This is a genomic window from Amycolatopsis sp. NPDC102389, assembly GCF_044765885.1.
GTDB lineage: Bacteria > Actinomycetota > Actinomycetes > Mycobacteriales > Pseudonocardiaceae > Amycolatopsis.
Window position 1 is genome coordinate 1 of record NZ_JBIWKX010000087.1, and the last position, 25546, is coordinate 25546.

At 68.4% G+C, this 25546-nt stretch carries 30 protein-coding genes; 16 read left to right on the top strand and 14 right to left on the bottom strand.

What is annotated here, in order from left to right; genetic code table 11:
- Positions 1–90: 90 nt before the first annotated feature.
- Complete coding sequence (locus ACIRGA_RS38150) at positions 91–849, bottom strand: acyltransferase (protein WP_400951299.1); 759 nt, start codon at positions 847–849, stop codon at positions 91–93.
- A 53-nt stretch (positions 850–902) separates the two neighbouring features.
- On the opposite strand from ACIRGA_RS38150, the gene ACIRGA_RS38155 reads away from it, so the two are divergent.
- From ACIRGA_RS38155 to ACIRGA_RS38165, 3 genes are all read left to right on the top strand, one after another.
- Positions 903–1862: a nucleoside hydrolase gene (locus tag ACIRGA_RS38155; protein WP_400951301.1), complete on the top strand. Its 960-nt coding sequence runs from the start codon at positions 903–905 to the stop codon at positions 1860–1862.
- Positions 1862–2986: an NlpC/P60 family protein gene (locus ACIRGA_RS38160; RefSeq protein WP_400951304.1), complete on the top strand. Its 1125-nt coding sequence runs from the start codon at positions 1862–1864 to the stop codon at positions 2984–2986. The genes ACIRGA_RS38155 and ACIRGA_RS38160 overlap by 1 nt, the downstream gene beginning before the upstream one ends.
- Before the next feature lie 69 nt (positions 2987–3055).
- The gene (locus tag ACIRGA_RS38165) at positions 3056–3586 is read left to right on the top strand and encodes a hypothetical protein (RefSeq protein ID WP_400951306.1); all 531 of its coding nucleotides are present in this window, start codon (positions 3056–3058) and stop codon (positions 3584–3586) included.
- Here the strand turns inward: ACIRGA_RS38165 and ACIRGA_RS38170 are convergent.
- The 3 genes from ACIRGA_RS38170 to ACIRGA_RS38180 form a co-directional block, all read right to left on the bottom strand.
- Positions 3562–4416 (bottom strand): NAD(P)H-binding protein, encoded by an 855-nt coding sequence (locus tag ACIRGA_RS38170; RefSeq protein WP_400951308.1) that lies wholly within the window; start codon positions 4414–4416, stop codon positions 3562–3564. The genes ACIRGA_RS38165 and ACIRGA_RS38170 overlap by 25 nt on opposite strands.
- A gap of 186 nt (positions 4417–4602) precedes the next feature.
- Positions 4603–5547: an RNA polymerase sigma-70 factor gene (locus tag ACIRGA_RS38175; protein WP_400951311.1), complete on the bottom strand. Its 945-nt coding sequence runs from the start codon at positions 5545–5547 to the stop codon at positions 4603–4605.
- Between the two features lie 27 nt (positions 5548–5574).
- Complete coding sequence (locus ACIRGA_RS38180; RefSeq protein WP_400951314.1) at positions 5575–6924, bottom strand: carotenoid oxygenase family protein; 1350 nt, start codon at positions 6922–6924, stop codon at positions 5575–5577.
- 101 nt (positions 6925–7025) lie between these two features.
- On the opposite strand from ACIRGA_RS38180, the gene ACIRGA_RS38185 reads away from it, so the two are divergent.
- Positions 7026–7550 (top strand): TetR/AcrR family transcriptional regulator, encoded by a 525-nt coding sequence (locus ACIRGA_RS38185; RefSeq protein WP_400951318.1) that lies wholly within the window; start codon positions 7026–7028, stop codon positions 7548–7550.
- A 13-nt stretch (positions 7551–7563) separates the two neighbouring features.
- Here the strand turns inward: ACIRGA_RS38185 and ACIRGA_RS38190 are convergent, their stop codons facing one another.
- On the bottom strand, positions 7564–8694 hold the full coding sequence (locus tag ACIRGA_RS38190; RefSeq protein WP_400951320.1) for an FAD-dependent oxidoreductase: 1131 nt from the start codon (positions 8692–8694) through the stop codon (positions 7564–7566).
- Positions 8695–8831: 137 nt separating this feature from the next.
- Here ACIRGA_RS38190 and ACIRGA_RS38195 point away from each other — a divergent pair, with 137 nt between their 5' ends.
- Entirely contained in the window at positions 8832–9281 is a 450-nt protein-coding gene (locus tag ACIRGA_RS38195; RefSeq protein ID WP_400951323.1) for a MarR family winged helix-turn-helix transcriptional regulator, read from the top strand.
- 1 nt (position 9282) lies between these two features.
- Here ACIRGA_RS38195 and ACIRGA_RS38200 read toward each other — a convergent pair whose 3' ends face one another.
- On the bottom strand, positions 9283–9717 hold the full coding sequence (locus ACIRGA_RS38200) for a hypothetical protein (RefSeq protein ID WP_400951326.1): 435 nt from the start codon (positions 9715–9717) through the stop codon (positions 9283–9285).
- Between the two features lie 104 nt (positions 9718–9821).
- On the opposite strand from ACIRGA_RS38200, the gene ACIRGA_RS38205 reads away from it, so the two are divergent.
- From ACIRGA_RS38205 to ACIRGA_RS38215, 3 genes are read left to right on the top strand one after another with little or no spacing between them, the layout of a single operon-like run.
- Positions 9822–10049: a nuclear transport factor 2 family protein gene (locus ACIRGA_RS38205; protein WP_400951329.1), complete on the top strand. Its 228-nt coding sequence runs from the start codon at positions 9822–9824 to the stop codon at positions 10047–10049.
- On the top strand, positions 10027–10683 hold the full coding sequence (gene lexA, locus ACIRGA_RS38210) for a transcriptional repressor LexA (RefSeq protein ID WP_360125303.1): 657 nt from the start codon (positions 10027–10029) through the stop codon (positions 10681–10683). The genes ACIRGA_RS38205 and lexA overlap by 23 nt, the downstream gene beginning before the upstream one ends.
- Before the next feature lie 34 nt (positions 10684–10717).
- Positions 10718–11059, top strand: a complete 342-nt coding sequence (locus ACIRGA_RS38215; protein WP_400951333.1) for a VOC family protein — start codon at positions 10718–10720, stop codon at positions 11057–11059.
- A gap of 2 nt (positions 11060–11061) precedes the next feature.
- On the opposite strand, the gene ACIRGA_RS38220 is transcribed toward ACIRGA_RS38215, so the two are convergent.
- Entirely contained in the window at positions 11062–11409 is a 348-nt protein-coding gene (locus ACIRGA_RS38220) for a DoxX family protein (RefSeq protein WP_400951336.1), read from the bottom strand.
- Between the two features lie 136 nt (positions 11410–11545).
- On the opposite strand from ACIRGA_RS38220, the gene ACIRGA_RS38225 reads away from it, so the two are divergent.
- The 3 genes from ACIRGA_RS38225 to ACIRGA_RS38235 are packed head-to-tail and all read left to right on the top strand — an operon-like array spanning position 11546 to position 13762.
- The gene (locus ACIRGA_RS38225) at positions 11546–12154 is read left to right on the top strand and encodes a TetR/AcrR family transcriptional regulator (protein WP_400951339.1); all 609 of its coding nucleotides are present in this window, start codon (positions 11546–11548) and stop codon (positions 12152–12154) included.
- Between the two features lies 1 nt (position 12155).
- Positions 12156–12812, top strand: coding sequence for an enoyl-CoA hydratase-related protein (locus ACIRGA_RS38230; RefSeq protein WP_400951342.1), 657 nt, complete (start codon positions 12156–12158; stop codon positions 12810–12812).
- 5 nt (positions 12813–12817) lie between these two features.
- Positions 12818–13762 carry a sigma-70 family RNA polymerase sigma factor gene (locus ACIRGA_RS38235; RefSeq protein WP_400951345.1) on the top strand — a complete coding sequence of 315 codons (945 nt, stop codon included), beginning with the start codon at positions 12818–12820 and terminating at the stop codon, positions 13760–13762.
- A 1-nt stretch (position 13763) separates the two neighbouring features.
- On the opposite strand, the gene ACIRGA_RS38240 is transcribed toward ACIRGA_RS38235, so the two are convergent.
- Both ACIRGA_RS38240 and ACIRGA_RS38245 read right to left on the bottom strand, forming a co-directional pair.
- Entirely contained in the window at positions 13764–14744 is a 981-nt protein-coding gene (locus tag ACIRGA_RS38240) for an acyl-CoA desaturase (protein ID WP_400951349.1), read from the bottom strand.
- 457 nt (positions 14745–15201) lie between these two features.
- Positions 15202–16053 (bottom strand): nitroreductase/quinone reductase family protein, encoded by an 852-nt coding sequence (locus tag ACIRGA_RS38245; protein ID WP_400951351.1) that lies wholly within the window; start codon positions 16051–16053, stop codon positions 15202–15204.
- Between the two features lie 625 nt (positions 16054–16678).
- Here ACIRGA_RS38245 and ACIRGA_RS38250 point away from each other — a divergent pair.
- The 3 genes from ACIRGA_RS38250 (at position 16679) to ACIRGA_RS38260 (ending at position 19311) form a co-directional block, all read left to right on the top strand.
- Complete coding sequence (locus ACIRGA_RS38250) at positions 16679–17035, top strand: hypothetical protein (RefSeq protein WP_400951354.1); 357 nt, start codon at positions 16679–16681, stop codon at positions 17033–17035.
- Positions 17036–17133: 98 nt separating this feature from the next.
- Entirely contained in the window at positions 17134–17505 is a 372-nt protein-coding gene (locus ACIRGA_RS38255; RefSeq protein WP_400951356.1) for a hypothetical protein, read from the top strand.
- 549 nt (positions 17506–18054) lie between these two features.
- Complete coding sequence (locus tag ACIRGA_RS38260; RefSeq protein WP_400951360.1) at positions 18055–19311, top strand: DUF222 domain-containing protein; 1257 nt, start codon at positions 18055–18057, stop codon at positions 19309–19311.
- Positions 19312–19495: 184 nt separating this feature from the next.
- On the opposite strand, the gene ACIRGA_RS38265 is transcribed toward ACIRGA_RS38260, so the two are convergent.
- The 3 genes from ACIRGA_RS38265 to ACIRGA_RS38275 all read right to left on the bottom strand — a co-directional run bounded on the left by ACIRGA_RS38265 (position 19496) and on the right by ACIRGA_RS38275 (position 21985).
- Entirely contained in the window at positions 19496–19645 is a 150-nt protein-coding gene (locus ACIRGA_RS38265; protein ID WP_400951363.1) for a hypothetical protein, read from the bottom strand.
- A 381-nt stretch (positions 19646–20026) separates the two neighbouring features.
- Entirely contained in the window at positions 20027–21052 is a 1026-nt protein-coding gene (locus tag ACIRGA_RS38270) for an LLM class F420-dependent oxidoreductase (protein WP_400951367.1), read from the bottom strand.
- Between the two features lie 12 nt (positions 21053–21064).
- Positions 21065–21985 carry an oxygenase MpaB family protein gene (locus tag ACIRGA_RS38275; RefSeq protein ID WP_400951370.1) on the bottom strand — a complete coding sequence of 307 codons (921 nt, stop codon included), beginning with the start codon at positions 21983–21985 and terminating at the stop codon, positions 21065–21067.
- 90 nt (positions 21986–22075) lie between these two features.
- Here ACIRGA_RS38275 and ACIRGA_RS38280 point away from each other — a divergent pair, with 90 nt between their 5' ends.
- A complete protein-coding gene (locus ACIRGA_RS38280) occupies positions 22076–22669 on the top strand; it encodes a TetR/AcrR family transcriptional regulator (RefSeq protein WP_016334041.1) in 594 nt (197 codons plus the stop codon).
- Here the strand turns inward: ACIRGA_RS38280 and dmpG are convergent.
- Together dmpG and ACIRGA_RS38290 are read right to left on the bottom strand one after the other, a co-directional pair.
- Entirely contained in the window at positions 22660–23694 is a 1035-nt protein-coding gene (gene dmpG / locus ACIRGA_RS38285) for a 4-hydroxy-2-oxovalerate aldolase (protein WP_400951374.1), read from the bottom strand. The genes ACIRGA_RS38280 and dmpG overlap by 10 nt on opposite strands.
- Entirely contained in the window at positions 23691–24593 is a 903-nt protein-coding gene (locus ACIRGA_RS38290) for an acetaldehyde dehydrogenase (acetylating) (protein WP_038514145.1), read from the bottom strand. The genes dmpG and ACIRGA_RS38290 overlap by 4 nt, the downstream gene beginning before the upstream one ends.
- A 41-nt stretch (positions 24594–24634) precedes the next feature.
- On the opposite strand from ACIRGA_RS38290, the gene ACIRGA_RS38295 reads away from it, so the two are divergent.
- Positions 24635–25402 (top strand): IclR family transcriptional regulator, encoded by a 768-nt coding sequence (locus ACIRGA_RS38295; RefSeq protein ID WP_400951379.1) that lies wholly within the window; start codon positions 24635–24637, stop codon positions 25400–25402.
- Positions 25403–25546: the final 144 nt, after the last annotated feature.

Sequence of the window (25546 nt, forward strand, 5' to 3'; positions counted from 1 at the left end):
CGCGACCAGCCCAAACAGACAGAAACCCAGCCACAGAAAGAAAACCAAGTCCAGCAGCCCGCGACCCCGCCGAACAGGTTAAAACTCAAGCTAGTTCTCCACGCCCAGGGTCTTCTGCAGCGCCTTGTTCGCCTTGCGCGCCATGTCCGCGACGGCCTCGCGGCGGGCGGCGTCGGCGGCGTAGTCGTCCTGCCGGTTCCGGACGACGCGCGCCGGCGAACCGACGGCGATCGAGTAGTCCGGGATCTCGCCCCGCACCACGGCGTGCGCGCCGAGCACGCAGCCGCGGCCGACCCGGGTGCCCTTGAGCACGGAGACCTTGGTGCCGATCCAGGTGTCCGGCCCGATCCGCACCGGCGACTTCACGATGCCCTGGTCCTTGATCGGGACGGTGATGTCGGTGGTGACATGGTCGAAGTCGCAGATGTACACCCAGTCCGCGACGAGCGTGGCGGCGCCGAGCTCGATGTCGAGGTAGCCGTTGAGGACGTTCTGCCGCCCGAAGACGGCCTTGTCGCCGATGCGCAGCGAACCCTCGTGGCAGCGGATCGCGTTGCCGTCGCCGATGTGCACCCAGCGGCCGATCTCCAGCCGCCCGTAGCCGGGACGGCAGTGGATCTCGACGTCCTTGCCGAGGAACACCATCCCCCGCAGGATGATGTGCGGGTTCGCGACGCGGAACTTCAGCAGCCGCCAGTACCGCACCAGGTACCAAGGCGTGTACGCGCGGTTTCGCAGCACCCAGCGCAGCGAGTCCTTGGTCAGGAACTTCGCTTGACGCGGATCACGACGGGCCTGGCCCCAGGCGCGGAGCCGCGACAGCGCGGGCGCACCCCACATGGACGTCATACCGGTGACCGTAACCTGTGATCAGGCCGTCGACCGCAAAGGGGAGCACGCGCATGGGCACCAAGCTGATCATCGACACCGACCCGGGGGTCGACGACGCCTTCGCGCTGGCGCTGGCCTCGCAATCCGAGGACGTCGACCTGCTCGGCGTGACCACGGTGTTCGGCAACGTCCCGCTGAGCCACACCACCGCCAACGCCCGCCGGCTCCTGCAACTTTTCGGCCGCGACGACGTCCCCGTCGCCGCCGGCGCCTCGCGCCCGCTGGTGTACGACAACGCCAAACCCGCCGGGTTCGTCCACGGCGAGGACGGGCTGTCCGGCCACGCCGGGACGCTGCCGGAGGCGAAGCGCCCGCTCGACGAACGCGGTGCCGTCCGCCTGCTGGTGGATCTGCTGGAAGCCGCCGACGAGCCGGTGACCATCGCCCCGATCGGCCCGCTGACGAATATCGCGCTGCTGCTGGCCGCCCATCCGGACATCCGCGAAAAGATCGGCCGGATCGTCATCATGGGCGGCGGGGTGACCAAGGGGAACTCCACCACCGCGGCCGAGTTCAACATCTGGAGCGACCCCGAGGCCGCGCGCCGGGTGCTGGCCGACGAGGACATCCCGACGGTGCTGGTCCCGCTCGACATCACGCACCAGTGCTCGGTCGACACCGGCTGGCTCGGCAAACTCGCCGCGTCCGGCCCGCTCGGCGCGGCGCTCGAAGCGCTGACACCCACCTACGTCGAGCACTACACCCCGATCCTCGGTTTCCCCGGGATGGTCATGCACGACGCGGTCGCGGTGGCCGAGGCGATCCGGCCGGGAATCCTCGACGTCGAGTCGTACCCCGTGGACGTCGAGTGCGGCTTCGGCCCGGCCCGCGGCGCGACACTGGTAGACCGGCGAAGGCTGCGAAGCACCGATCCGCAGGCCGTGCCGGGCCGCACCATCGACGTCGCGCTGACCACCGACGTGGCGGCCTTCCGCGAGTTCGTCCTCGGCCGGATCACCGGAGGCCGGTGATGGAGCAGGGAACCTCGCGCCGCCGCAGACTTCCGGTGATCGTCGCCGCCGTCGTCGTCGCGGGAGCCGCACTGGTCGCCGCCATCACCTTCGCGCCGAAGGACGAACCGAAGACGGAAGCCGCCGCCGTCGCGACTTCGGCTCCGCCCGCCCCGCCGTCGTCGTCCGCCCCGGCGGAGATGCCGAAGGAACAGCCGAAGGTCCCGCAGCAGATGGGGCAGGAGTTCGACGCCTGGGTCTCGAAGACCAGCGGCTGGCTCGACATCCCGTTGCGCGCGATGACCGGATACGCGAAGACCACCGTGGCGCTGAGCAAGGAAACGCCGGGTTGCCGCCTTTCCTGGGTGACACTGGCCGCGCTCGGGAAGATCGCCTCCGATCACGGCCGCGCCGGCGGTTCCGGACTGAACGCCGACGGTGTGCTGACCAAGCCGCTCGGCGCGGTCGAGGTCCGCGACTTCTACAACAAGGTCGTCTCGTCCGCGAACGCGAGCGGCCCGCTGCAGCTGACACCGGCGATCTGGAATCAGTTCAAGGCCTCGGCCAGCGGCGGGAAACCGGACCCGCAGAACATCGACGACGCCACGCTCACCGCCGGGCGTGCCCTGTGCGCGGGCGGGCGCGACCTCGGCCAGGGCCAGACCTGGTGGAACGCCGTCAGCACGCTGCAGCCCGCGCCACTGCTGATGCACCGCACGCTCGCGACGGTGAACGTCTACGGCACGGTCGGCCAGAACCCGCAGCCGCCGAACGCGGCGGCCCTGAGCGCGGTCAACTTCGCCATCGACAAGATCGGCCTGCCCTACGTCTGGGGCGGCAACGGCACCGGCGGCGGCGACCCCGGTTTCGACTGCTCCGGCCTGACGACGGCCGCGTACGCCAGCGCCGGCGTCAAGCTCATGCGCACTGCCCACACGCAGTACCACAGCGTGAACAAGGTGACCGATCCCCAGCTGGGCGACCTGATCTTCTACGGCGAGCCGAACACGAAGATCCACCATGTCGGGCTGTACATCGGGAACCAGCAGATGATCGACGCCCCGCAGACCGGGCAGGCGGTGCAGGTGCACACCTACCGGAAGCAGGGCGACGATTACGCCGGAGCGGGCCGCCCGACGGCCTGAGCGGCAGGCGGAGCCTTCGGCCTTGGTCAAGCGCGGGTCCCGCAACCCATGCACGCATAAGCTGACCGCGTGTACTCACCGATTCCGGTCCTGAACGAGCTGAAGGACCTCTACGACTCGGCCCGCGACTACCTCGCCGACGGTTTCGAGCTGTACGACTACGACGACAAAAGCCGGTTCCCCCAGGAGCTGGACGACCCCGAGTTCCTCTCGCGGCTGATTCCCTTCGCCCAGGCGAACGGGAGTGGCTCGACGTACGCGATCTGGCGAGCCGACGACGAAACGGACCTCGCCCTGTCGCCTGTCGTGGTCTTCGGCGACGAGGGCGGCGAGCACGTCGTCGCCCGCGACTTCACGGATTTCCTGCGGCTGCTGGGTTTCGACGCCGAGATCATGGTCGACCACGAGTCGGCGTACTTCTATCGGGCGGAGGACGACGGCCACAGCGGTTCGCACGAACGGTTCGTCGAGTGGCTCCGGGAGCGCGGCCTGACGCCGGCCGAGGATCCGGACGGCGTCGTGGCCGCCGCTCAGGAGGCGCACGAGGAGCGGTTCAGGACATGGATCACGCCGTTCTACGAAAAGGTCGGCTGGGCCTGAAAAGCAGGTGCGTTGTCGCGTGCCCAGCCGGCGAACGTGAGCGCGGGCCGTCCGAGGAGTTCTTCCACCGTGGTGGTCGTGGGGCCGGGGCGCTCGCTGTAGTCGGCCAGGGAACCGAGCAGACGGGCAGGGACTTCCTCGGGTAGTCCCTGCGCGAGCATCCCCTGCCGTACCCGCTCGGGTGGAAGCTCCACAAAGGACAGTTCACGGCCGATGGCCGCACCGAGGAGCCGCACCTTTTCGTACTGGTCCACCGATCCCGGGCCGGTCAGCGTGTACACCGACTCCGCCGGGAGGTCGCCGAGAAGGGCGTGCGCGGCGACCTCGGCGATGTCGGTTTCGTGGATCGGAGACGTGGCAGCCCTTCCGTACGCACCGCGCACCACATCGCCCGCCTGGAGCTGGGGCGCCCAAGCCAGCGCGTTGGCGGCGAAGTCCGCCAGACGCAGGACCGTCCACTCCAGACCGGAGCGGGTGACGAGGTCTTCGGCGTACTGGAACTGTGCGGCGAAGCGGGCTTCCCCCGCCGGGTACTCGACGGTGGTGGCCGACAGCAGCGTCACCCGCCGGACGCCTCGCCCGGCCGCCAGCTTCAGCAGCTCTTCGAGGCCGGGGCCAGTCGCCCGCGGGCTGATCTGGATCGCTTCGACTCCTTCCAGCGCCGGTTCGATCCAATCGGGCTGAAACAGGTCCCCGGCGACGACTTCCGCGTCGCCGGGAAGTCCGGCGCCGTCGCCGCGCGTGACCGCGGCGACGTCCACTCCTTGGCGCAGCAGGACATTCATCACCTGGCGTCCCACGACGCCGTTCGCTCCGGTGATCAGGATCATGATCGTTCCTTTGTTCGGCGGGCGGGGTGCAGCCGCTTGGCGAGGCGCCCGGCGGCGTTGGCTCCGGCGTATCCGGCCCCGAGGACGACGATTCGGTGCTTCATGGTCTCGCTCCTGTCCGGTCGGTGTTCGCTTCCTGAACCGGATGGCGACACGAAACCTGACAGCGGCGGACTGTGATCCGGGTCACCAGTCAGTGGCGAGGGGCTCCCCGAGTTCGGCCGCGGCCCACCGGCTCGCCGCGCGGTCGAGTTTGGCGGGGTTCACCTGGGCGTGGACCGCCGCGATGCCGTCGGTGGTGACCTCGAAGGAGACGACGCCGGCGAGCCTGCCCTCCACCATCAGCACCAGCGCGGGCACGCCGTTGGCGACGGTGGAGAACAGCTCGGGCTTGCCGCCGATCAACGACCACTTGGCCGCGCTCGGTTTGAAGAGGCCGCGCAGGAACCTCGCCACCCGGACCGCACCGGTGACCGGCCGCGGCAGCGAGAAGAGCACGCCGCCGCCGTCGCCCACGCTGATCGCGTCGTCGGCCAGCATCCGCACCAGCGCGTCGGTCCGGCCGCTCAGCGCCGCGGCGAGGAACTCCTCGACGATCTTGCGGGCCGCGGCCGTGTCGACCTCCACCCGGCGCCGGTCGGCGGCCAGATGCCGCTTGGCACGCCGATAGATCTGCTGACAGTTCGTTTCGGTGACGTCGAGGACCTCGGCGATCTCGGCGTGCGAGTACCCGAACGCCTCGCGCAGCACGTACGCGACGCGTTCCTTGGCCGAGAGCCGCTCCATCAGTGTGAGCATCGCGATCGAAACCGATTCACGCTGCTCGACGGTGTCGGACGGACCGAGCATCCGGTCCCCCGCGAACACCGGCTCGGGAAGCCATTGGCCCACATAGGTTTCCCGCCGGGCCCGCGCCGAGGTGAGCCGGTTGAGGCAGAGGTTGGTGAGCACCTTCGTCAGCCACGCCTCTGGTGTCTCGACGTACTCGCGATCGGCGGACTGCCAGCGCAGGAACGTGTCCTGCACGGCGTCCTCGGCGTCGCTCGCCGACCCCAGCAGGCGATACGCGATCGCCTCCAACCGGCCACGGGCCCCTTCGAAGACCTCGACCTCGCGCGCACCGGTCAGCATTACCTCAGATTAGCCATCACCTCGGAATCAGGCTGCGGGGATCCAGCTGCCGTGCAGTCCCAGTGGGACACGGGCGGGCAGGTGAACCCTCGCCAGGGGCTCGCCGGTGAAGTCCTGCGACGCCAGGATCACCAGATCCGCCGCACCACGGTCGCGGTCGTGGACGTAGACCAGGTTGTAGCCGTCGTCCTCCGCGGCCGCGCGGGCCGACGGCACGAACACCGTCTCCCCCGCGCTCGCGTCGCGGCCGAATTCGTGGGCTTCGGTGACGCCGGTCAGGAGGTCGTGCTTCAGCAAGGCGCTGCTGAAACCCTCGTCGGGGCGGTCAGGTTCCGTGGCGCTCGGGGTGGCGTACAACTCGGCCGCCGCCGAATAGCCGTAGCGGTAAGGCTTTCCGCCGAACCGGCCGTTGAGGCGCGGGAAGTCCTGCGGACGGTCGTGCAGCAGCGTGCGCGTGGCCCGGTCGGCCGCGAGGTCCACCGTCCAGCGTTCGAGCACGGGCTTCGAAGCGCCGATGTCGGCGAAGTCGATCGGCCGGGGATGCACGACCACGTCCACCACCACGGTTCCGTTGTCCTCGAAGGCGTTCAGGGTGTGACCGACCATGACGGGCGCGGTCTCGAACCACCGCACCGGCCCGCCCGCCCTCGGCAGCAGCCCCAGCCGTGACGGCAGTTCCCGGTCCCAGAGGAACGGCACGCCCGTCGCCAAGCGCTCGGGCACGAAGACCATCGGGGACTCGTAGAACACCACGTAGTGCTCGGTGAGCGCGAAGTCGTGCATGTACGGCAACGTGGGCGCCTTGATGTCGGTGACGCTCCGGTTGCGCCCGTCGGGGCCGATCACGATGTGCTGCACGAAATCCGCGCCGTACCGGAAGGCCAGCGAGTGCAGTTCGCCGGTCGCGTGGTCGTACTTGCTGTGCGCGTTGGCGGAGAAACCCTGCTCCGTCGCACCGAGGGAGGAGGGCCCGACAGTGTCGAGTTCGCCGGTCAGCTCGTACGGGGCCAGACCTCCTTCGATGAGCGCGTAGAGGCGGCCGCCGTGGCCCGCGACCTGCACGTTCGGCGCGAAGTCCAGGCGCTCGTCGGCGACCTGCCCGCGCCGCGGTTCCCCGAGCCGGTCGGCCACGGAGGCCGACCGGACCCAGCGGTTGCGGTACCACTCGGCGCGGCCGTCGCGCAGGCGCACGCCGTGAACCATGCCCTCCCCGAGGGTCCAGATGTGCGCCGACGCGTCTTCGAGGCCGAGCGGGTTCGGGCCGATACGCAGGTAGCGGCCGTCGAGGTCGTCCGGGATCTTCCCGGTGACGGGCAGATCGAAGGCGGTGATCTCTTCGGTGACCGGGGCGAAGTTGCCCAGGACGTAGCGATTCATCGTCGGTTCCTTGCTGCGAGACGTCTTGAACATTTGTATAATACATTTGTATAATACATTTGTATAAGACGCTTGTCACAGCCCGGCGCTAAGATCGCCGCATGGGACAACGAGAGGACCTCCTCGACGGGGCCAAGCGCTGCCTGATCGAACGTGGCTACGCGCACACCACCGCGCGGGACATCACCGCGGCCTCAGGAGCGAACCTCGGCTCCATCGGGTACCACTTCGGTTCCAAAGAGGCCCTCATGAACGAGGCCATGATCGAGCTGTCCACCGAAGTGGTCGAGCGCCTGCGCGAGCCGGAGGACGCTTCGCTCACCACCACTTGGCAGGGCCTTGTCGACTCCTTCGGCGAGCAGCGCGACCTGTGGACCGCCGTCCTGGAGAGCGCCACCCAGGCCATCCGCTTCCCGGAACTGCGCGAACGGCTCGCCGACGCCCAGGATGAAGCCCGCAAGGTCCTCGGCGAACGGCTGTCCGACACCGACGCCGACGCGGCGGGCGCCGTCCAGTTCGCCCTCATCGCGGGCGTGATGATGCAGCACCTCGTCGCCCCGGACCGGGCCCCCAGCGCGGAAACGATCGTCCGCGGCCTGGAGACCCTCGCCGGCGGCAAGGCCTGACTCAGGCCGTGTCCTAGCCGTTCCACTCCTCGAACAGGTTCAGCAGCCGCTCGGGGATGTCCTCGCCGAAGATGCTTTCGAGCAGGAAGTCCTCCTCGATGGGCGTTTCGCAGCGCACGAACATGGCCTGTTCGTACTCGGCGAGGGCGGCCTCGACGTCGTCGGGACGCGCGGCGAGCGCCTTGCCGAGTTCGGCGCCGTCGAGCATCGCCAGGTTGGCGCCTTCCCCGTTCGCCAGCGCGAGATGCGCGGCGTCGCCGAGCAGCGTCACGCCGGGCACGCGTTCCCAGCGCAGCCCGGACGGCAGGGCGAAGGCGGGCCGGTGGATCGGCGCGATGTCGCTTTCGCTGATGAGCGCGGTGAGCTCCGGCGACCAGCCGCCGAACTCCGCCACGATCCCCGCCTTGGCCGCTTCGGCGTCGGAGAAGTCGATGGCGTCGAACCATTCCAGCGGTTTGCCGAGCTCCACATAGGCGTGCAGGGTGTCGCCGCTTTCGCGATGGGCGTTGATACCCATGCCCCGGACGGACCCGGCTCCGAACATCGATCCGCCGCCGACCGTCTTCGCGACTGCGACGTGCCGGGTGTCCGCGTCGTACAGGTAGGTCTCGACGATCGACGTGCCGGAGTACTCGGGAACGGCGTCGGTGAGCAACGGCCGGATCCGTGACCAGGCCCCGTCGGCGCCGACCAGGAGACCCGCGACGACAGTGGAGCCGTCGTCGAAGGTCACCTCGTGGCTGCCGTCGCCGAGTGTCCGGGCGCCGACGGCCTTGCGCCCCCAGCGGACGGTGCCTTCGGGGAGCGAGTCGAGCAGCATCCGCCGCAGATCCCCGCGCTGCGCCTCGGGGCGGCCTCCCGTGCCGTCGTCGCCCCGCTCGAACAGGACGGTCCCGTCCGCGTCGAGCACCCGCAGCGCCTGACGGCCCTCCAGGACGATGCCGCGGAACTCGTCCACCAGCCCCGCGGCTTCGAGCGCGAGCTGGCCGTTGTAGTCGTGGATGTCGAGCATCCCGCCCTGCAGCCGCGAGGTCGGGGACGCTTCCGCCTCGTGGACCGTGACCGGGATGCCGTGGACGTGCAGGACTCTGGCCAGGGTGAGCCCGCCGAGCCCGGCGCCGATGATCGTGACAGGTGTGTTCATGGTGACCCCTCGGTCGCTTCTGGAATGACATTCCAGAGCGTGTCGCGGGCCGCTGGCAGACGGCGCACACGACACTGGCACCGGTCTGGCAGGCGCTGTCAGCCGAAGGCGCGCCGCGGATATGTCATGATGCTGACATGAGTCGAGGCGAAACGGTCGGACCCTTGGACCAATCGGCGGGATACCTGCTTAAGCGGGCGGCGACGGCGCTCCGGACGGCGATGGACACCGCGTTGCGCCCCCTCGATCTGACCGTGCCGCAGTACTCCTGTCTCGAAGTGCTCGCGCAGCGTCCGGGGCTGTCGAACGCGGAACTGGCCAGGGCCGTGTTCGTCACCCGGCAGTCGATGAACCTGGTCCTGCGCGGATTACAGGACCGCGGCCTGGTCACCCGTCCGGCCACGGCGCCTCAAGGCCGCGCCCTGCCCAGCACGCTCACCCCCGCCGGACGCGCTCAGCTCCGCGCCGCGAGCGGCGTCGTGCGCGCGGTCCAAGACCGGATGCTGGAGCCGTTCTCGGCGGCAGGCCGCGAACGGTTGGTTCACGACCTCGCCGTCTGCGCCGACGCGCTCACGCCTGACGAATGATTCAGGACCTCGTGCTCACCAGCGTCTCCGGCTTGAACGCGTACACGTCGGTGCCTTGGACCAGCACGTGCCATTCACCGCAGACCTTGTCGGTCCTGGTTTCCTGACCCTGCGGCCACCACTGGGCGGCGAGCGTGGCCGCCTGGGTCGCGGCCGCCCCCGGTACGCAAAGGTCGGGCAATGTCCCGCCGGTGAATTTCAGGAGCCGCTCCGAACCCGTCGTCCGGATGACCTCCGTGATCGACGCCGCCCCGTCCGGCACCCACTCCGGCAGCCGGGCGTCCTTGTCCCGCTTGCCCTCCGCGCCGGACGCGTAGCCGACCGTCTTGACGTGTCCGTTCGCCTTTTCGGTCAGCCCTTCCTTGAGCCCGCAGCCGGACAGGGCGACCGTGGCCGTCGCGGCGGCGAGCAGCGCCGCGGTGATCTTCGTGTTCATACGATCGAGTCAACCTCGCGGAAACGTTCGCGGGATCGGACTTTCGGCCCGGCCGCGCCGCCATCCGGCCGATCTCCACGAGCGACGCCTGGGACGTCTTCGACATGGTGGAGCAGAGCTTCCTGAGCGAGACCGGCCCGCTGGTGGTCCTGACCCACATGCACGTCCGGGCCAGGGCGACCGGCCTCGAGCTGGATTTCCCGATCCTGCAGACGATCACCGTCGGGGACGGGCGCATCACCGAGGTGCGGCCGTTCTACTGGGACACCGCGGCGATCGCGGCGGCCTGCACGAACTACCATTCCGCTGATGACCGCCTACCACGATCTTGAGCTGTTCGAGGAAGCCGCTTCCCTGCCGGAGCGGCAGCAGAAGATCCTGCTGACCATCCGCGAATGGGTGGTGGAGTACGGCTACTCGCCGAGCACGCGCGAGATCGGTGAAGCGGTCGGGCTGCGCTCGACGTCCTCGGTGTCGAAACATCTGGCGGCTTTGGAGGAGAAGGGTTTCCTTCGCCGCAGCAGCTCGATCTCGCGTCCCATCGACGTGCGCGCCTTCCTGCACGGCACCGCGTCGAAGCAGTCCACAGAGGACTCCGTGCCGGTCCCCGTCGTCGGTGACATCGCCGCGGGGACGCCGATCTCCGCCGTCGAGCACGTCGACGACGTGATGACCCTTCCGCGTGAACTCACCGGGCGGGGCAACGTCTTCGGCCTGCGGGTGCGCGGTGACTCGATGATCGACGCGGCGATCTGCGACGGCGACATCGTCGTGGTGAAGCAGCAGCAGGAGGCGCACTCCGGCCAGATCGTCGCCGCGATGATCGACGAGGAGGCCACGGTCAAGGTGTACCGCCGCCGCGACGGCCACGTGTACCTCGAACCGCGCAACCCCGCCTACGAGGTCATCGACGGGGACCGGGCGAGCGTCCTCGGCGTCGTGGTGTCGGTCCTGCGCAGCGTCTGACGTTTTGTCGGTGGGCCGGAGTAGCTTCCGGCCCATGTACGAAATCGACTTCGTCGAGTTCCCGTCGAGTTCGGCGGCGGGCTCGAGCGCGTTCTTCGAAAAGGCCTTCGGGTGGACGGCGGCGTCGTACGGCCCGACGTACACCGACGTCCAAAGCGGCGGCGCGGTCTCGCTCGGTTTCCAGCAGGACACCGCGGAGCAGACGGCCGCGCCCCTGGTGACGATCCGCACCGACGACCTCGAACGGGCGAGGGGTTCCGTCGAGGCCGCGGGCGGAGTCGTCACGGTGGAACCGTTCTCCTTCCCCGGCGGGCGCCGGTTCCACTTCCGCGAGCCCGGCGGCGCCGAACTCGCGGTGTGGTCCCCGGCCTCCTGACATCAGGCCGCGAAGCCCAGCACCAGCGAAGCGGCGACAGGCGCCATGTACATCAGCGGAAACGCGACGTGCGAAGGCCAGTGCGCGCGGAGCACGGTGATCACGGCACCGGCGAAGTAGAGCACCAGGCCGATCCCGGCCGCGACGCCGAGCACGGGCACCCACAGGCCGGCGACGAGACCGAGCGCGCCCGCCGCCTTGGCGACCCCGAGCGGGGTCCACCAGCCGCGGGGGACGCCGTAGTCGGCCAGCGGCTGCACGACCCACTTGGCGCGAAAGAAGATCGAGGCGGCCGAGAACGCGGCCATGAACGCTCCGGCGACGGTGACGATGACATAGGCGGTGGTCATTTCGGTTTCTCCTTGGCTTCTCGGTGGTTCGCCGGGTTGACCCCGGCCACCGGACCGATGTGACAGCCCGCCGGGTGAAGCACGTCACAAGTGGCATAGCGCAGTTTTAGAGCACGCGCTCTGTTATCCTCGCCCCATGCCCCGCCCCCGTGTGCACGATCTGGACAGGCTGCTCGACGCGGCCGAGCGCCTCGTCGTCGAAGTCGGCGCCCGGGGTGTCACCGTCCGGTCCCTCGCGGCCGCCGCGGGAGTGTCCAACGGGACGATCTACCACGCTTTCGGCTCGCTCGGCGCGCTGCTGGCCCGCGTCTGGCTTCGCGCGGCGAGCGCCTTTCTCGACCTCCAGACCGAACTGGCCGATCAGGCGGAAGACCCGGCCACCGCGGTCGCGGCCGCGGCGGACGCGCCGGCGGAATTCGCCCGCCGCCGGCCGGAAGCCGCTCGCCTGCTCATCACCGTCAAGAAGGAGCATCTGCTCGGCCCCCAGGTCCCCGACGACCTCGCCGGCGACCTCCTCGCGCTCGACAAACGCCTGGTCAAATTCCTCGTCACGCTCGCCGAACGGCTCTGGAGCAGGCGGGACGCGCAGGCGGTCGACGTGCTGACGACCTGCGTGGTCGACCTCCCGACTGCCCTGTTCCGCCGCGCGTTCACCGCGGGCGAGCCGATCTCCGAAGACTCCCGGGCGCGGCTCTCCGCCGCGGTCCACGCCATACTCCTGCTCCCACCCCCACGGAAGGACTGACATGCCCACTCTGCGCCACGACGCCCCGGTGTTCCTGCTGGACCTCGGGGACGACGAGAACCGTTTCTCGCCGTCCTGGCTGGAAACCGTCCATTCCCAGCTGGACACCGTCGTCGCCTATCCGGACCCGGCGGTACTGGTCACCGTCGGCTCCGGGAAGTTCTACTCCAACGGCCTCGACCTCGACTGGCTCACCAGCAACCCCTCCCAGGCCGCGCAGTACGTCGCCGACGTCCACGAACTGCTGGCCCGCGTGCTCACCCTCGGCGTGCACACGGTGGCCGCGATCAACGGGCACGCCTTCGGCGCCGGGGCGATGCTGGCGATGGCGCACGACTTCCGGGTGATGCGGTCCGACCGCGGGTACTTCTGCTTCCCCGAGGCCGATATCAACATCCCGTTCACGCCGGGGATGGCGGCACTGATCCAGGGCAAGCTCACCCCCGCCGCCGCGATCGCGTCGATGACCACCGGACGCCGGTTCGGCGGCACCGACGCGCGGGAGATGGGGCTCGTGGACGCCGTCGCCGAAAAGCCCGCATTGCTGGAGCACGCGGCCGATCTCGTGCGGCCGCTGGCCGGGAAGGACCGCGGCACGCTGTCCGCGATCAAGACGACGATGTTCACTCCCGCCGTCACCGCGCTTCGCGCCAAGTAGCCGTCGTGCGCACCGACGACGCGGAGTTCGATCGGCTGGTCGAGCCGCTGCGCCGCGAGCTGCACGCCCACTGCTATCGCCTGCTCGGCTCGGCGCACGACGCCGACGACGCCCTGCAGGACGCGCTCCTGCGGGCGTGGCGGGGCATGGACCGGTTCGAGGGCCGGAGCTCGATGCGCACCTGGCTCTACACCATCGCCACCCGCACCTGCCTCGACATCGCGGCGGCGCGCGGAAAACGGGCGCTGCCGATGGACCTCGGCCCGTCGAGCGAGCGAGTCGTGCTCGAACACGCCCCGCTGACCGAGGTGGCGTGGCTCGGCCCGTACCCCGACGGCCCGGATGCCCGGTACGAGCGGCGCGAGGCCATCGAGCTGGCGTTCGTCGCCGCGCTGCAGCACCTTCCGGGCAACCAGCGGGCCGCGCTGGTGCTCTTCGAGGTCCTCGGCTTCTCCGCCGCCGAAATAGCGTCCATAATGGACACTTCGGTCGCGGCGGTGAACAGCGCGCTGCAACGCGCGCGGGCGATCGTGGCCGAAAAGGTCCCGCCGCCCGGCCCGCGAAAACTCGAAGACACCCGGACGCGCACGATCGCCGCGGATTTCGCCTCCGCGTTGGAGCGCGGCGACTCCGACGCGCTCGTGGCGTTGCTGACCGAGGACGTCACCTGGTCCATGCCGCCGCTCGCGCAGTGGTACATCGGTATCGAGGCGGTCTCCGGCTTCGCCGCCGAGGTCCCGCTCGGCCGGTGCCCGAGCTGGCGTACCGAGGTCGTCTCCGCCAACGGTCAGCCCGCCGTCGCCTGCTACCTCGGCGAATCGGCGGACGCCGTCCACCACGCCTGGTCGATCACCGTGCTGACCGTTCGCGACGATCGGATCCGCGACCTCACGTCGTTCCTCGACGCGGACCTGTTCGCGAGGTTCGGCCTTCCGTCTGAGCGCCGTTGAGCTACTCGGCTCGCCGGCGCAGCGACAGCGAGTGGCCGGGATTGAGTTTGCGGCCGAGACGGTCGGCCTTCGGCCACCGGACGTCCGTCGCCCAGCCCGCCTTCTCGAACAGCCAGATCAGCCGTGCGGAGATGTCGAGCTGACCTCGGCGGACGCCGTGCCGGGCGCCGGTGGGGTCGGCGTGGTGGGAGTTGTGCCAGGACTCGCCCATCGAGGCGATGGCGAGCGGCCAGAAGTTCGCGGACTTGTCGCGGGCGGCGAACGGACGGTCACCGATCATGTGACACAGCGAGTTCACCGACCAGGTGACGTGGTGCAGCAGCGCCACCCGGACGAGGCTCGCCCAGAAGAACGCGGTGACCGCGCCCCACCACGACATCGTGATCACGCCGCCGAGGACGGCGGGCGCGAGCAACGTCACGACGGTGAGCAGCGGGAACAGGCGATCGATCCGGGCGATGTCGCGGTCGTCCAGCAGATCCGGGGCGAACCGCCGCGCGTTGGTCTTCTCGCGCTCGAACAGCCAGCCCATATGGGCGTGCCAGAAACCGCGGGCCAGCGCGGCCGGGGTGGTGCCGAACCGCCACGGGGAATGCGGGTCACCCTCGCGGTCGGCGAAGGCGTGATGCCGCCGGTGGTCGGCCACCCAGCCGATGACCGGGCCTTGCATGGCCATGCTGCCCGCGACCGCGAGGGCGATGCGCAGGCCGCGGTTGGCCTTGAAGGCGCCGTGGGTGAAGTAGCGGTGGAATCCGATGGTCACGCCGAGGCCGGTGAGGAAGTAGAACCCGGCGGCGAGGCCGAGGTCCACCCAGCCGAGGCCCCAGCCCCACGCGAAGGGGACGGAGGCGGCCAGAGCCAGCAGGGGCACCACCGCGAACAGCTTGACCAGAAGGTTTTCGGTGTTGGTCTGTTCCCCGGACAACAGGGGCTGCGGCGCCTGCCGCACTTCGCTGTCCGGGTTGTTGAGAACTGAAGTCATATCGTCGCTTCTCGTCGAGTGCCAGGACCGGTCTCGGCTGGGTCAGCCGATGTCGCGGCGCGGCGCACGGAAGACGACGCCCGCGATGAATTCTGCGCGAGCGTGCTTGGACAACACGACACCCAAAACGTTGATCTGCTCCGTCAACGAACGGCGTCGACCGAAGGTTCCGGCGTGGGGTAAGAGGGTTCGCGAAAAAGATCCGTGTATCGCTCACCTTGAGGGGCCGCGGGATCGTGCCGCTCGACCTGGGTGTCGAGCGGGTGACTGAACAGCGCACTGTCGGTGCTGTGAGTTTTGACTGTGAAACCTTTCGAAGGGACCGCCGATTCGCGGTCTTCGGCGAGGCCGGGGGCGAATTCCACCCGCCTCGTGCCGATCGGCGTCGCGCTGTGAACGCGTCGCTACCTGTGATGATACACGCCCTGGGGCCGGAACCCCAGGGCGTCCGCACCGATCAGCCGGGCACAGTCACGTTGAGCGCGGTCACGACCGTTCGCTCTTCGTGAGCGAAATGCGCTTCGAGCTTCCCCGCGAGCTCGTCGAAGTCGTCACGCAAGCGAACGGGGTCGCTCACACCGTGGACGTAACCCTCCACGAGCTCGCGGATCCGCTTCTGCGACGCCGCGACGACGACATGGTCTTCCCCGAGCTTCGTCAACGTCGGCGCGAGCGCGGGAAACCGTTGCGCCAGCATGGGAAACGCACCCATGTCCTCGCCGGTGTGATGTTTGGTCAGCGCCTCGCAGAACGAAACACAGTGCGCCCGCAGGGATTTCTCCATGATGAGCGCGTCCGCCCGGCCGGCCACGAGGTCCTCCACCCCGGCGCGCAGCGTCTTGAGTTCGTTTCGCAGCCAATCGTGGACCTCCACCAGGAAGTCGCCCATCCCCCGCGCCCGGTCGTCGATCCGGTGCAGGATCACGACAGGCAGCTCGCGCGTCGTTTTCGCCTGGTACTCGGCGAATCCCGGCTCCTCGGCGACGATCCGCGCGAACAGCGCGTCACGCTCCGCCGCGGGCGGAACGGCCGCGATCGCCTCGTAGGCCTCGGTCCCCGTCTCGACCGTGACCCGATGGTCATGCCGGATGTTGTGGTACCAGCCCGGATGAGCCGGCGCCCCCATATTCGAAGCGACGACGACGGTCTTGCCGTCGATTTCGAGATACCCCAACGGATTCGTCCGCCGCTCACCACTCTTGGCACCGATGGTGGTGAGCAGGATCAGCTTCCACCCCTCGAACATGCCGCCGAGCTTTCCCTTGCCCTGCCTGAATTCCTCGATCACCTGGTCGTTGAAGCCGGTCAATGCGTTCCTTTCCCGTCACTGTGTCGACAGGAGGGCGCGGAACCGTCACCGGAAGAGAGCACACGAGCCTGGACGCGCCCGGATTTCGGGCGCACCGCATGGAGGCGTCATCCCACGACGCGGGGATGAGTGAATACGAGAGACGGTGTGTGCCGATCTCCAGTGGCCGAGTAGCCGCTACCTCCATGCATAGGCCCATACGGGGCTCGGAGACGACGTTAGCACGGAGCCGGGCCGAGGCGCACCTGCCGTGCCTCCTGCGCTTTCGCCTCACGTTTAGTTCGCGTGCTTTCGCTCCAGAACAGCCCTTCGAATTAGCGTTGACGCCACGGTCAGCGATAATGCATCTCCGAAGACGTCCGCCGAGCGACGGCAGGCCGACACGGCGACGCCGCATGCCCAAAACAAGGCACTCGAGGCATGGAAACGCCACTGAACACCGAGCAGGCATCAGACAAGGAAGTCAGGGCCCGCGTCGACACAGGGCACCTCAGATGTCGTCGAGGACCGCCGATCCGGGACCGTTTCGGGACTTTCTTCACCCTAGTGTTGCGTGTCTGAAGTGATCTGACGGCCTGGCGCTGTCGGGACTTGGGTTGTCGTACCCGGTCGGCATGATCTCACCATGGATGATGCGGTAACGGTCCTTCGTCAGGAGTTTGAGGCAACCAAGGGCAGCTTCCTGTTGGGGTTGCGTGGAGCGAGGCTGGAGTGGGATCGAGTGGCGTACAGGCGCCTGGAAAGGGCAATGCGCGTGGTGTGCGAGCGGCTGCAGGGTGATGACCGGCTTGAGCGGTGGATGGCGGAGGGGTTTTACTACACCTCGCGCTTCGTGAGGGACTGGACCTCGCATCCGAACTTCCCGCGCCCGGAGCCTGAGCGGTATTACGAGGACTGTCTACAGCGGCTCGATGATCTGGCGGACTGGTTCTTTCACGGCTTCCACATGTACGTGGAGCCGCACGTGTGGCCCGACCTTTAGCGTTGCGCCCGTGATGGCTTGTGCGGGCTGGTTTTGATGAGGGCCTGGTCCGCGATTTGGTCCAGGTGAAGGGTTTGCAGCGGTCGTTGTAGGCGCCGATGAAGATGCGAATCGCGCCGATGAGGTCGGGCACGCTGGTGAAGGTGGCGCGGCGGATGGCCTGGCGGGTGATGATGCCGAAGAAGATCTCGACCATGTTCATCCAGGAGGCGCCGGTCGGGGTGAAGTGCACAGTGATGCGCGGGTTGCGGGCCAGCCAATTCTTGACGTTGGGGTGGCTTGGTTCCCGGGTGGACCTTGGCTACCCGCTTGAGGAAAGCGAGGAACTCGCCGTTGCGGTGCCGTGGGCGGCAGGCATCCGCGGTGATCCGTCCGGTGGCGACCTCCAGGGCGGCGAACAGCGTGGTGGTGCCATGGCGTTTGTAGTCGTGGGTAAAGCGTTCAGCCTGGTCGAAGCACATCGGGAGTAGCGGCGCGGTCGCAGGTCCCGATCCCGCCGGATGCGGGCCGCCTCGGCGAAGCTGACCGGCATGCCTGCACCGGCAAGGTGATCGGCCATCAGGCAGGGTGGACCAACGGGCGACTCCCCGCTGTGGCGGCGGCGGGTTCAGTGTGGCCACCACCACGGCCGCCTCATCGATGACCGCTGGACGGCCCGAGCGCGGCAAGTCAACCAGCGCATCGATACCGCCGGCCTCATAGCGAGCTCGCCACGAGATCACCGTCTAGCGAGTCATCCCGACGCGCCGGGCGATCTAGGCGTTGGGCGCCCCTCCGCTGCCAGCAGCACCATCCGAGCCCGCTGCACGCACCCTGCCGGCGCGGCAACAGTCACGCGGTCATTGTCCCGCATCCGGACCGTCAAATCACTGCAGACACGCGACACCAGGTCCCATGCGACCCTACGACACGGGCGGTCTTTCTTCATTGAGACAAGTGAATATTCATGCATTAGCGGAATGCGGCATAGTCTGAATATGCTATAGCACAGGTGTTCGACACGGCGTAACGTTGATCCCGTGGCCAGCGACAACACCTCCCCGAAGACGTCCGCCGAGTGGTGGCGTGTCGACACGGCCACCCTGCACGCCCGTAAACAGGAACTCGAAGTCCTGAAACGTCAACTGGATGCCGAACAGAACGCGATCCTCGCGGAAATCAATTCCCGCGGAGTGCGTGGATGTTCGGGGCATGCGACGTTGACCGGGCTGATTCTCGAGGACTTCCTGGTCTCGGATAAGGAAGCCGGTGCCCGCGCCGACCGTGTGCTGGCCCTGCATCCCGGCCCGTCCCTCGGTGGGGACCCTGAACCACCCTTGGCGCCGTTGACGGCGGAGGCTGCGGCGGAGGGTGCGATCGGTGGTGGCCAGATAGACGCGATCATCACGACGCTCGCGCGGATTCCGTCGACCGTGCCGGACGAGAAGGTGCGGGGCGGGGAGAAGATCCTGGTCGAGTTGGCTCGTCGTGCGGGGCCGAAGCAGATCGCCCGCGCCGGACGCCGCCTGCTGGACAAACTCGACCCCGACGGGAAAGAGCCCCGCAACGAGGATCCGAAAGAGACCCGGCCGGAGCTGCGGTTCGTCAAGCACCGCGACGGCACCCTGGGTCTCAAAGCGAGGCTCGACCTGGAAACCTACGCCCGGTTGAAGTCCGACCTCGACCCGATGGCCAAACCCCACAAAGCCATCGACGGGGTGCGGGACTCCCGTACCCAGGATGAACGCTTCGGGGATGCCTTCACCGACTACGTGCGGTTGAAGACCACCAGCCGCAACCTTCCCGGCCAAGCAGGCGAAGCGACGCACATCCTCATCACCATGTCCTACGACGACCTCATCAACGACATCGGTGAAGCCCACCTGGACCTGGTCGGGCCGATCAGCGCCACCGACGCGAGGATCCTCGCCTGCGACGCCAGAGTCCGCCCCGGTGTTCTCGGCACCGCAGGCGAACCGTTGGACATCGGCCGGTCGAAACGGACCGTGTCGCTGGCACAGAAGTACGCGTTGACCATCCGCGACGGTGGCTGCACCTTCCCCGGCTGCGACATGCCGGTGCCTCGCTGCACGGCTCATCACATCGTTTTTTGGCGCCACCACGGCGAAACGAAAATCGACAACCTCGTGCTGCTGTGCACCCGGCATCACCGCTTGATCCACCGCAGCGAATGGAAAGTCCGGATCGCCCAAGACGGACTCCCCGAATTCACCCCGCCCGCCTACCTCGACCCGACCGGCGCACCGAGGCGCAACACCATGCACCTCAGGACATAGACCGGCCCCGTTGGTCCTCGGAAATCCGACTCACGACCGGCTTTGAGAGCCCCCGGCCGTGGTCCGGCCGTGCCCGCGGATCGGCCCGGGCACTCCTGGTCCAACGTCAGCTTTCCGACGCCTGATCTCCGGTCGACCGGAACCCGAGCCTCAGGGAGAAGCGCTCGGTCGTCCTCGCCGGGTGTCAACTGGCGGTGAGGCGGTTTCCGCCCCGGCGGCGGATCTCGGCGGCCACGGCGTCGCCCGCGAAGTCGATGTCCAGGAAGGCCATGAGGAAACCGACCAGCCGGTCTCCGTCGAAAATGAGGCAGGGCCAAGCGATGCCGGGGTGCACGTAGGCCTCGGCGAGGGACTTATTGAGGGGTAGCGTGACGGTCTGGGCAGCAGGAGCGAGCTTGCCGAAGACGGTCAGCGCGGTTCTGAATGTCCATAAAGGACATTCCCTTGGCCTAAAGTGACCGATTTGGGAACTCTACGCATCTTCGCGCGGAGGTCGTGAGTGGCAAGTGGGGTTCTAACGACACTTGCCACTCACGACCCCGCGGAAAACCGGTCATCCGAGCATCAAACAGGCATTCGGGCACCAGCAACTGTCCCGTGTGGACACTCAAGGTGCAGCAGGGCGCCGAAGGCCTCCTTGCTCGCGGTCTCACCACGACACATTTGACTTTCGGCTCAATAGAACCCGTCGCTACCACTCACGAGATCGAAACGGTTACGAGAGGGACTCCGCGACCTTCGTGAGCGTCGCGGCATCGCCCCGCAGGAGCAGCGTGGTCACCACGGTCTCCTCCCACGCCGAGAGTTCGTCACGGATCTTCTCCGCCGGCCCTATCAGCGAGGTGTCCTCCACGAGTGACGTCGGGATCGCGGCGGTCGCCTCGTCCTTGCGGCCGGCCAGGTAGAGCTCCTGGACCTTGTCGGCGACGTCCTCGTACCCCATCCGGGCGAAGACGTCGTGGTGGAAATTGACCGATTTCGCGCCCATACCGCCGATGTAGAGCGCGAGCGACGGTTTGATCCAGCTCGCGGCCTCCTCGACGTCGTCGTGGACAAGCACCGGGACGGAGGCGGCGACCTCGAAGTCGTCGAAACCGTGCCGGGCGCCGGGACGCGAGAAGCCCTCCTGCAGCGCCGTCCGGTAGAAGGCGTCGCTCTTGGGCGAGAAGAACAACGGGAGCCAGCCGTCGCAGATCTCCGCTGACAGCGCCACGTTCTTCGGCCCCTCCGCGGCGAGGAAGATCGGGATCTCCTTGCGGAACGGGTGCACTGTGGACTTCAGCGGTTTGCCCAGCCCGGTCCCGCCCTGCAGCGGCAACTGGAAATGCTGTCCGTCGTGGGTCACCGGCGCCTCGCGTGCGACGACCTTCCGCACGATGTCGACGTACTCGCGGGTGCGCGCGAGCGGCTTCGGATACGGCTGCCCGTACCAGCCTTCGACCACCTGTGGCCCGGACGCACCGAGCCCGAGCACGAACCGGCCGCCGGACAGGTGGTCCAGGGTCAGCGCGTGCATGGCCGTCGCGGTCGGGGTGCGCGCCGACATCTGGACGATGTTGGTGCCGAGCTTGATCCGGCTGGTCGACGCGCCCCACCAGGCGAGCGGCGTGAACGCGTCCGAGCCGTAGCCTTCGGCGGTCCACACCGAATCGAAGCCGAGTTCCTCGGCCCGCAGGATCGCGTCCAGCGCGCCTTCGGGCGGGCCGGAGGACCAGTAACCGAGGTGGTAACCAAGCTTCATCGAGGCTCCTCGTCAGACGTTCGGTGAGTAGTGCTCGGGTTTGCCCCGCTCCGAAAGCGGCGGAAGGTTCCTCGCGGGAGTCTCGACCAACGGCGCGTCCGGGGCCAGTTCGCCGCGCTCCCGGCGCCAGCCCGCCCTGGCGCGCGGGTGGTACCGGCGGTCGCGCGGGACGAGCTTGAACGCCGCGTTGATCAGCTTCCCCACCCGGCGGTGCCGCCGCTCGTCGCGTTCGGTCCAGGTGTAGCCGAGCCGCTCGCGTATCGGCGGGTCGTACAGGCCGACCGTCAGCCAGACGAAGTTCCGCGCCACGTGCCCGCGTACGAGGTGCCACGCGAAATCCGGCAGCCAGGGCAGGAAATGCGGTTTGGCGATGTCCTGGATCTCGAGGACGTCGCGCGTGGCCTTGTTGTCCTCCAGCACGTCCTCGCACATGCGCTTCCAGTACAGCTGGAAGTCCTCCCACGACTCCGGCACCGGGCGCATGCTCATGCCGTACATCTCGTACCACTGAACGTGCTCGTCGAACAGTTTCCGCTTCTCGGCCTCGCCGATGCCGCCGCAGAAGTTGTCGGCGATGAGGATCGCGCTCACGAAGAACGTCGAATGCGCCCAGTAGAAGGTGTCCGGGTTGAGCGCGTGATAGCGCCGCCCGTGTTTGTCGACGCCCTTGATCCGATCGTGGTAGCCGCGCACCTCCAGCGCGGTCTGCTGAGCGCGCGGGCCGTCGTAGATCACTCCCCCGATCGGGTACAGCGAGCGGAACAGCCGCTGCCAGCGCTCCTCGAAGAACCGCGAGTGCTCCTCGACGCCCGCGCCCAGCTCGGGGTGCATGTTCTGCATGGATCCGGCCCAGAGCGCGATGAGCAGGCCACGCCAGTCGCCGAAGTACTTCCAAGTCAGCGAATCCGGCCCCAGCGGTCGCGGCTGCGTCATCCCCGGTCTCCTCAGTGAGCTGGTTAAATTGACCACAACTGTTGTCAGGTTAAAGTTGACAACGGCCGTAGTCAACAAGAGGAGCCGATCATGGCCGGCCGGAGCTGGGCAGGCACGACCCTGGACGACCGCAAGGCCGCGCGACGGGGACAACTCGTCGACGCGGGCCTCGACCTGCTCGGCACCCAGGGCAGCGCCGGGGTGAGCGTCCGCGCGGTGTGCCGTCACGCCAAGCTGACGGAGCGGTACTTCTACGAGAGCTTCACCGACCGCGAGGAACTGGTCGTCGCGGTCTACGAGCACATCGGCGAGCAGGCGCGGCAGGCGCTGGTCGACGCGGTCAGCGACACGGCCGAACCCGCCGAACGGGCGAAGGCCGCCGTCCGCGCGTTCGTCGAATTGATGCTCGACGACCCGCGCAAGGGCCGGGTGCTTTTGCTCGCGCCGATCACCGATCCCGCGCTGACCACGCGCGGGATCGCGCTCCTCCCCTCGTTCGCCGAACTGGTCAGCGGTCAGCTGTCCCACGGCGACGCGGCCGAACGGCAGATGACCTCGATCGGCTTGGTCGGCGCGCTGAGCAACGTGTTCATCGCCTACCTCGACGGCTCGCTCAAGGTGAGCCGCGAGCGCCTGATCGAGCATTGCGTCCGCCTCGTGCTCGGCGCCGACCGTCAACCCTGACCGCGTTCGGCGACCAGCTGCAGGGCGATGTCGATGATCATGTCCTCCTGCCCGCCCACGTATTTCGCGGCGCCGACGCGATACAGGATTTCGTGCGCCGGGACGTCGTACCGCTCGGCGGCGCGTTCCGCGTGCAGGAGGAAACTCGAGTACACGCCCGCGAATCCCTGCACGATCGACGACCGGTCCATCACCGGCAGCCGCGTGATGTACGGCTTCACGACGTTCTCAGCGGCGTCCATCAGCACGTCCTTGTCGACGCCCGTGCGGATCCCGAGCCGCTCGAAGGTCGCCGCGAGGACCTCGGTCGGCGAGTTGCCCGCTCCCGCGCCGAGCGCCACGAGCGAACCGTCGATCTGTCGCGCGCCCGCACGATAGGCCAGCACCGAGTTCGCGACGCCGAAGCTCAGGTTCTGGTGCCCGTGGTAACCGACCTGGGCCTCGTCGCCGAACTCCGCGACCAGCGCGGCGACGCGTTCACCAGCGTCCTCCAGGATCAGCGCCCCGGCGGAGTCGACGACATAGACGCACTGGCACCCGGCGTCGACCATGATCCGGCCCTGCTTCGCCAGCGCCTCGGGCGTGGACATATGGGACAGCATGAGAAAGCCGACCGTCTCCAGCCCGAGTTCCCTTGCCGCGCCGAAATGCTGGACGGACACGTCGGCCTCGGTGCAGTGGGTCGCGATCCGGACCGCTCCGGCGCCGAGATCCGCGGCCACCCGCAGGTCGCCGACCGTGCCGAGTCCCGGCAGCAGCAATACCGCGATCTTCGCGTGCCGTGCCTCGTTGACCGCCGCCTCGATCAGTTTCCGTTCGTCCACAAGGGAAAAGCCGTAGTTGAACGTCGAGCCGCCGAGGCCGTCGCCGTGGCTGACCTCGATCAGCGAGACGCCGGCGTCGTCCAGCGCCCGGACGGTGTCGCGCACGTTCTTCTCGGTGAACTGGTGCGCCATCGCGTGGCTGCCGTCGCGCAGGCTCGTGTCGACCAGCCGGACCTCGCGGCTCACGTCGTCCCAGCTCATGCCGCCACCTCCTGCGTGGCCAAGAGGTCGCCCACGCGGGCGGCCGCGGCCGTCATGATGTCCAGGTTCCCGGCGTATTTCGGCAGGAAGTCCCCGTTCCCGGCGACCTCCAGGAACACCGCGACCCGTGCCTGCCCGCTCCAGCCCGGCCGGGGCGGGTCGTACTGGGGATCCGCCTTGAGCGTGTAACCCGGCACGTAACCCTGGACCGTCTCGACCATCCGGTGGATGGATTCGCTCACCGCGTCGAAGTCCGCGTCCGGGTCGATCGCGCAGAACACCGTGTCGCGCATGATCATCGGCGGTTCGACCGGATTGATGATGATGATCGCCTTGCCGCGGCTCGCTCCCCCGACGAGTTCGATCCCGCGTGCCGTCGTCGCGGTGAACTCGTCGATGTTCGCCCGGGTCCCCGGCCCGGCCGAGCGCGACGAGACGGACGCGACGATCTCGGCGTAGGGCACCGGCGTCACCCGCGACACCGCGTGCACGATCGGGATCGTGGCCTGGCCGCCGCAGGTGATGAGGTTGACGTTGGGCACGTCGAGCCGTTCGGGCAGGCCCACCGCGGGGCAGGTGAACGGGCCGACCGCGGCCGGGGTCAGGTCGATCGCGCGGATCCCGGCGGTGGCGTAGCGCGGCGCGTTCGCCAGATGCGCCTTCGCCGAAGTCGCTTCGAAGACCAGGTCCGGCAGCTCGTCGCGTGACAGCAGCCAGTCGACGCCGCCGGCGGAGGTCTCCAGGCCCAGCTCGGCGGCCTTGGCCAGCCCGTCCGAATCCGGGTCCACGCCGACCATGTACCGCACTTCGACGTGCTCGCTGCGCCTCAGCTTCGCGAGCAGGTCGGTGCCGATGTTCCCGGGACCGACGATCGCGGCCACCGCTTTCCGTTGCGCCATGCCAGGTGACGCTCCCCGAGCGGATAGGGCACACTCAACCCATGCGTGCCGCTGGGCGGAACGACGACCCGGAGCGAACCGGAGCGGACGGCCTCGTCGCCGCCCGGATCTCCGCGCTGCTCTCCGCCTTCCGCCCCGGCGACGACGCGCTCGGCGTGTCCGAACTGGCACGGCGGACCGGGCTCGCGAAATCGACCGTCCACCGGCTCACCGGGCATCTGGTCGCGACCGGTCTGCTCGAACGCGAGGGCGCGGCGTTGCGGCTCGGGCTCAAGCTGTTCGAGATCGGCCAGCTGGCGGTACGGCGCCGGGGGCTCGTCGAGGCGGCGCGGCCGTATCTCGCCGATCTCCGCGAGGCGACCCGCAACACCGTGCACCTCGCGGTCCTGGAAGGCACCGAGGTGGTCTATCTCGACATCCTGCGGGGACCCGACGCGCCGTCGCTGCCGTCCCGGATCGGTGGCCGTTTTCCCGCGCACGCCACCGGCGTCGGCAAGGCGATCCTTGCCTTCTCCCCGGAATCCGTGGTGACACAAGTGATCGACGCCGGCTTGCCCCGCGTCAGCGTGCGGACGATCACCGCCGCCGGACTGCTGCGCCGCCAGCTGGCCAAGATCCACGGTGACGGAATCGCTTTCGAACGCGAGGAATCCGGCGTCGGGGTGGTCTGCGCCGCGAGCCCGCTCCTCGACGCCCAAGGTGTCGCGGTGGCAGCGTTGTCGATCTCCGGCTGGGCGAATCGCATGCACACCAACCGGGTCGCGCCCGCGGTCCGGACCGCGGCCTTGGCTCTTTCCCGCACTCTGTAAGGGTTTTATTATATTGAGCCGAAGGTCAAACGTGGCTTGTTCCTGGGCAGGCCGATGGTGGGATGAAGGCTCCCTTCGCCGCGTCTAATGCGGTGAAAGGAGCCTTCGGCCCTGGTCAAGCGCGGGTCGTGAGTGGCGTTTCGG

Excerpts from the sequence above, each read along its gene's own strand:
- ACIRGA_RS38150 (WP_400951299.1), bottom strand. The coding sequence starts at position 849 with ATGACGTCCATGTGGGGTGCGCCCGCGCTGTCGCGGCTCCGCGCCTGG.
- ACIRGA_RS38155 (WP_400951301.1), top strand. The coding sequence starts at position 903 with ATGGGCACCAAGCTGATCATCGACACCGACCCGGGGGTCGACGACGCC.
- ACIRGA_RS38160 (WP_400951304.1), top strand. The coding sequence starts at position 1,862 with ATGGAGCAGGGAACCTCGCGCCGCCGCAGACTTCCGGTGATCGTCGCC.
- ACIRGA_RS38170 (WP_400951308.1), bottom strand. The coding sequence starts at position 4,416 with ATGATCCTGATCACCGGAGCGAACGGCGTCGTGGGACGCCAGGTGATG.
- ACIRGA_RS38175 (WP_400951311.1), bottom strand. The coding sequence starts at position 5,547 with ATGCTGACCGGTGCGCGCGAGGTCGAGGTCTTCGAAGGGGCCCGTGGC.
- ACIRGA_RS38180 (WP_400951314.1), bottom strand. The coding sequence starts at position 6,924 with ATGAATCGCTACGTCCTGGGCAACTTCGCCCCGGTCACCGAAGAGATC.
- ACIRGA_RS38185 (WP_400951318.1), top strand. The coding sequence starts at position 7,026 with ATGGGACAACGAGAGGACCTCCTCGACGGGGCCAAGCGCTGCCTGATC.
- ACIRGA_RS38190 (WP_400951320.1), bottom strand. The coding sequence starts at position 8,694 with ATGAACACACCTGTCACGATCATCGGCGCCGGGCTCGGCGGGCTCACC.
- ACIRGA_RS38195 (WP_400951323.1), top strand. The coding sequence starts at position 8,832 with ATGAGTCGAGGCGAAACGGTCGGACCCTTGGACCAATCGGCGGGATAC.
- ACIRGA_RS38200 (WP_400951326.1), bottom strand. The coding sequence starts at position 9,717 with ATGAACACGAAGATCACCGCGGCGCTGCTCGCCGCCGCGACGGCCACG.
- ACIRGA_RS38205 (WP_400951329.1), top strand. The coding sequence starts at position 9,822 with ATGGTGGAGCAGAGCTTCCTGAGCGAGACCGGCCCGCTGGTGGTCCTG.
- lexA (WP_360125303.1), top strand. The coding sequence starts at position 10,027 with ATGACCGCCTACCACGATCTTGAGCTGTTCGAGGAAGCCGCTTCCCTG.
- ACIRGA_RS38215 (WP_400951333.1), top strand. The coding sequence starts at position 10,718 with ATGTACGAAATCGACTTCGTCGAGTTCCCGTCGAGTTCGGCGGCGGGC.
- ACIRGA_RS38220 (WP_400951336.1), bottom strand. The coding sequence starts at position 11,409 with ATGACCACCGCCTATGTCATCGTCACCGTCGCCGGAGCGTTCATGGCC.
- ACIRGA_RS38225 (WP_400951339.1), top strand. The coding sequence starts at position 11,546 with ATGCCCCGCCCCCGTGTGCACGATCTGGACAGGCTGCTCGACGCGGCC.
- ACIRGA_RS38230 (WP_400951342.1), top strand. The coding sequence starts at position 12,156 with ATGCCCACTCTGCGCCACGACGCCCCGGTGTTCCTGCTGGACCTCGGG.
- ACIRGA_RS38240 (WP_400951349.1), bottom strand. The coding sequence starts at position 14,744 with ATGACTTCAGTTCTCAACAACCCGGACAGCGAAGTGCGGCAGGCGCCG.
- ACIRGA_RS38250 (WP_400951354.1), top strand. The coding sequence starts at position 16,679 with ATGGATGATGCGGTAACGGTCCTTCGTCAGGAGTTTGAGGCAACCAAG.
- ACIRGA_RS38255 (WP_400951356.1), top strand. The coding sequence starts at position 17,134 with ATGAAGATGCGAATCGCGCCGATGAGGTCGGGCACGCTGGTGAAGGTG.
- ACIRGA_RS38270 (WP_400951367.1), bottom strand. The coding sequence starts at position 21,052 with ATGAAGCTTGGTTACCACCTCGGTTACTGGTCCTCCGGCCCGCCCGAA.
- ACIRGA_RS38275 (WP_400951370.1), bottom strand. The coding sequence starts at position 21,985 with ATGACGCAGCCGCGACCGCTGGGGCCGGATTCGCTGACTTGGAAGTAC.
- ACIRGA_RS38280 (WP_016334041.1), top strand. The coding sequence starts at position 22,076 with ATGGCCGGCCGGAGCTGGGCAGGCACGACCCTGGACGACCGCAAGGCC.
- dmpG (WP_400951374.1), bottom strand. The coding sequence starts at position 23,694 with ATGAGCTGGGACGACGTGAGCCGCGAGGTCCGGCTGGTCGACACGAGC.
- ACIRGA_RS38290 (WP_038514145.1), bottom strand. The coding sequence starts at position 24,593 with ATGGCGCAACGGAAAGCGGTGGCCGCGATCGTCGGTCCCGGGAACATC.
- ACIRGA_RS38295 (WP_400951379.1), top strand. The coding sequence starts at position 24,635 with ATGCGTGCCGCTGGGCGGAACGACGACCCGGAGCGAACCGGAGCGGAC.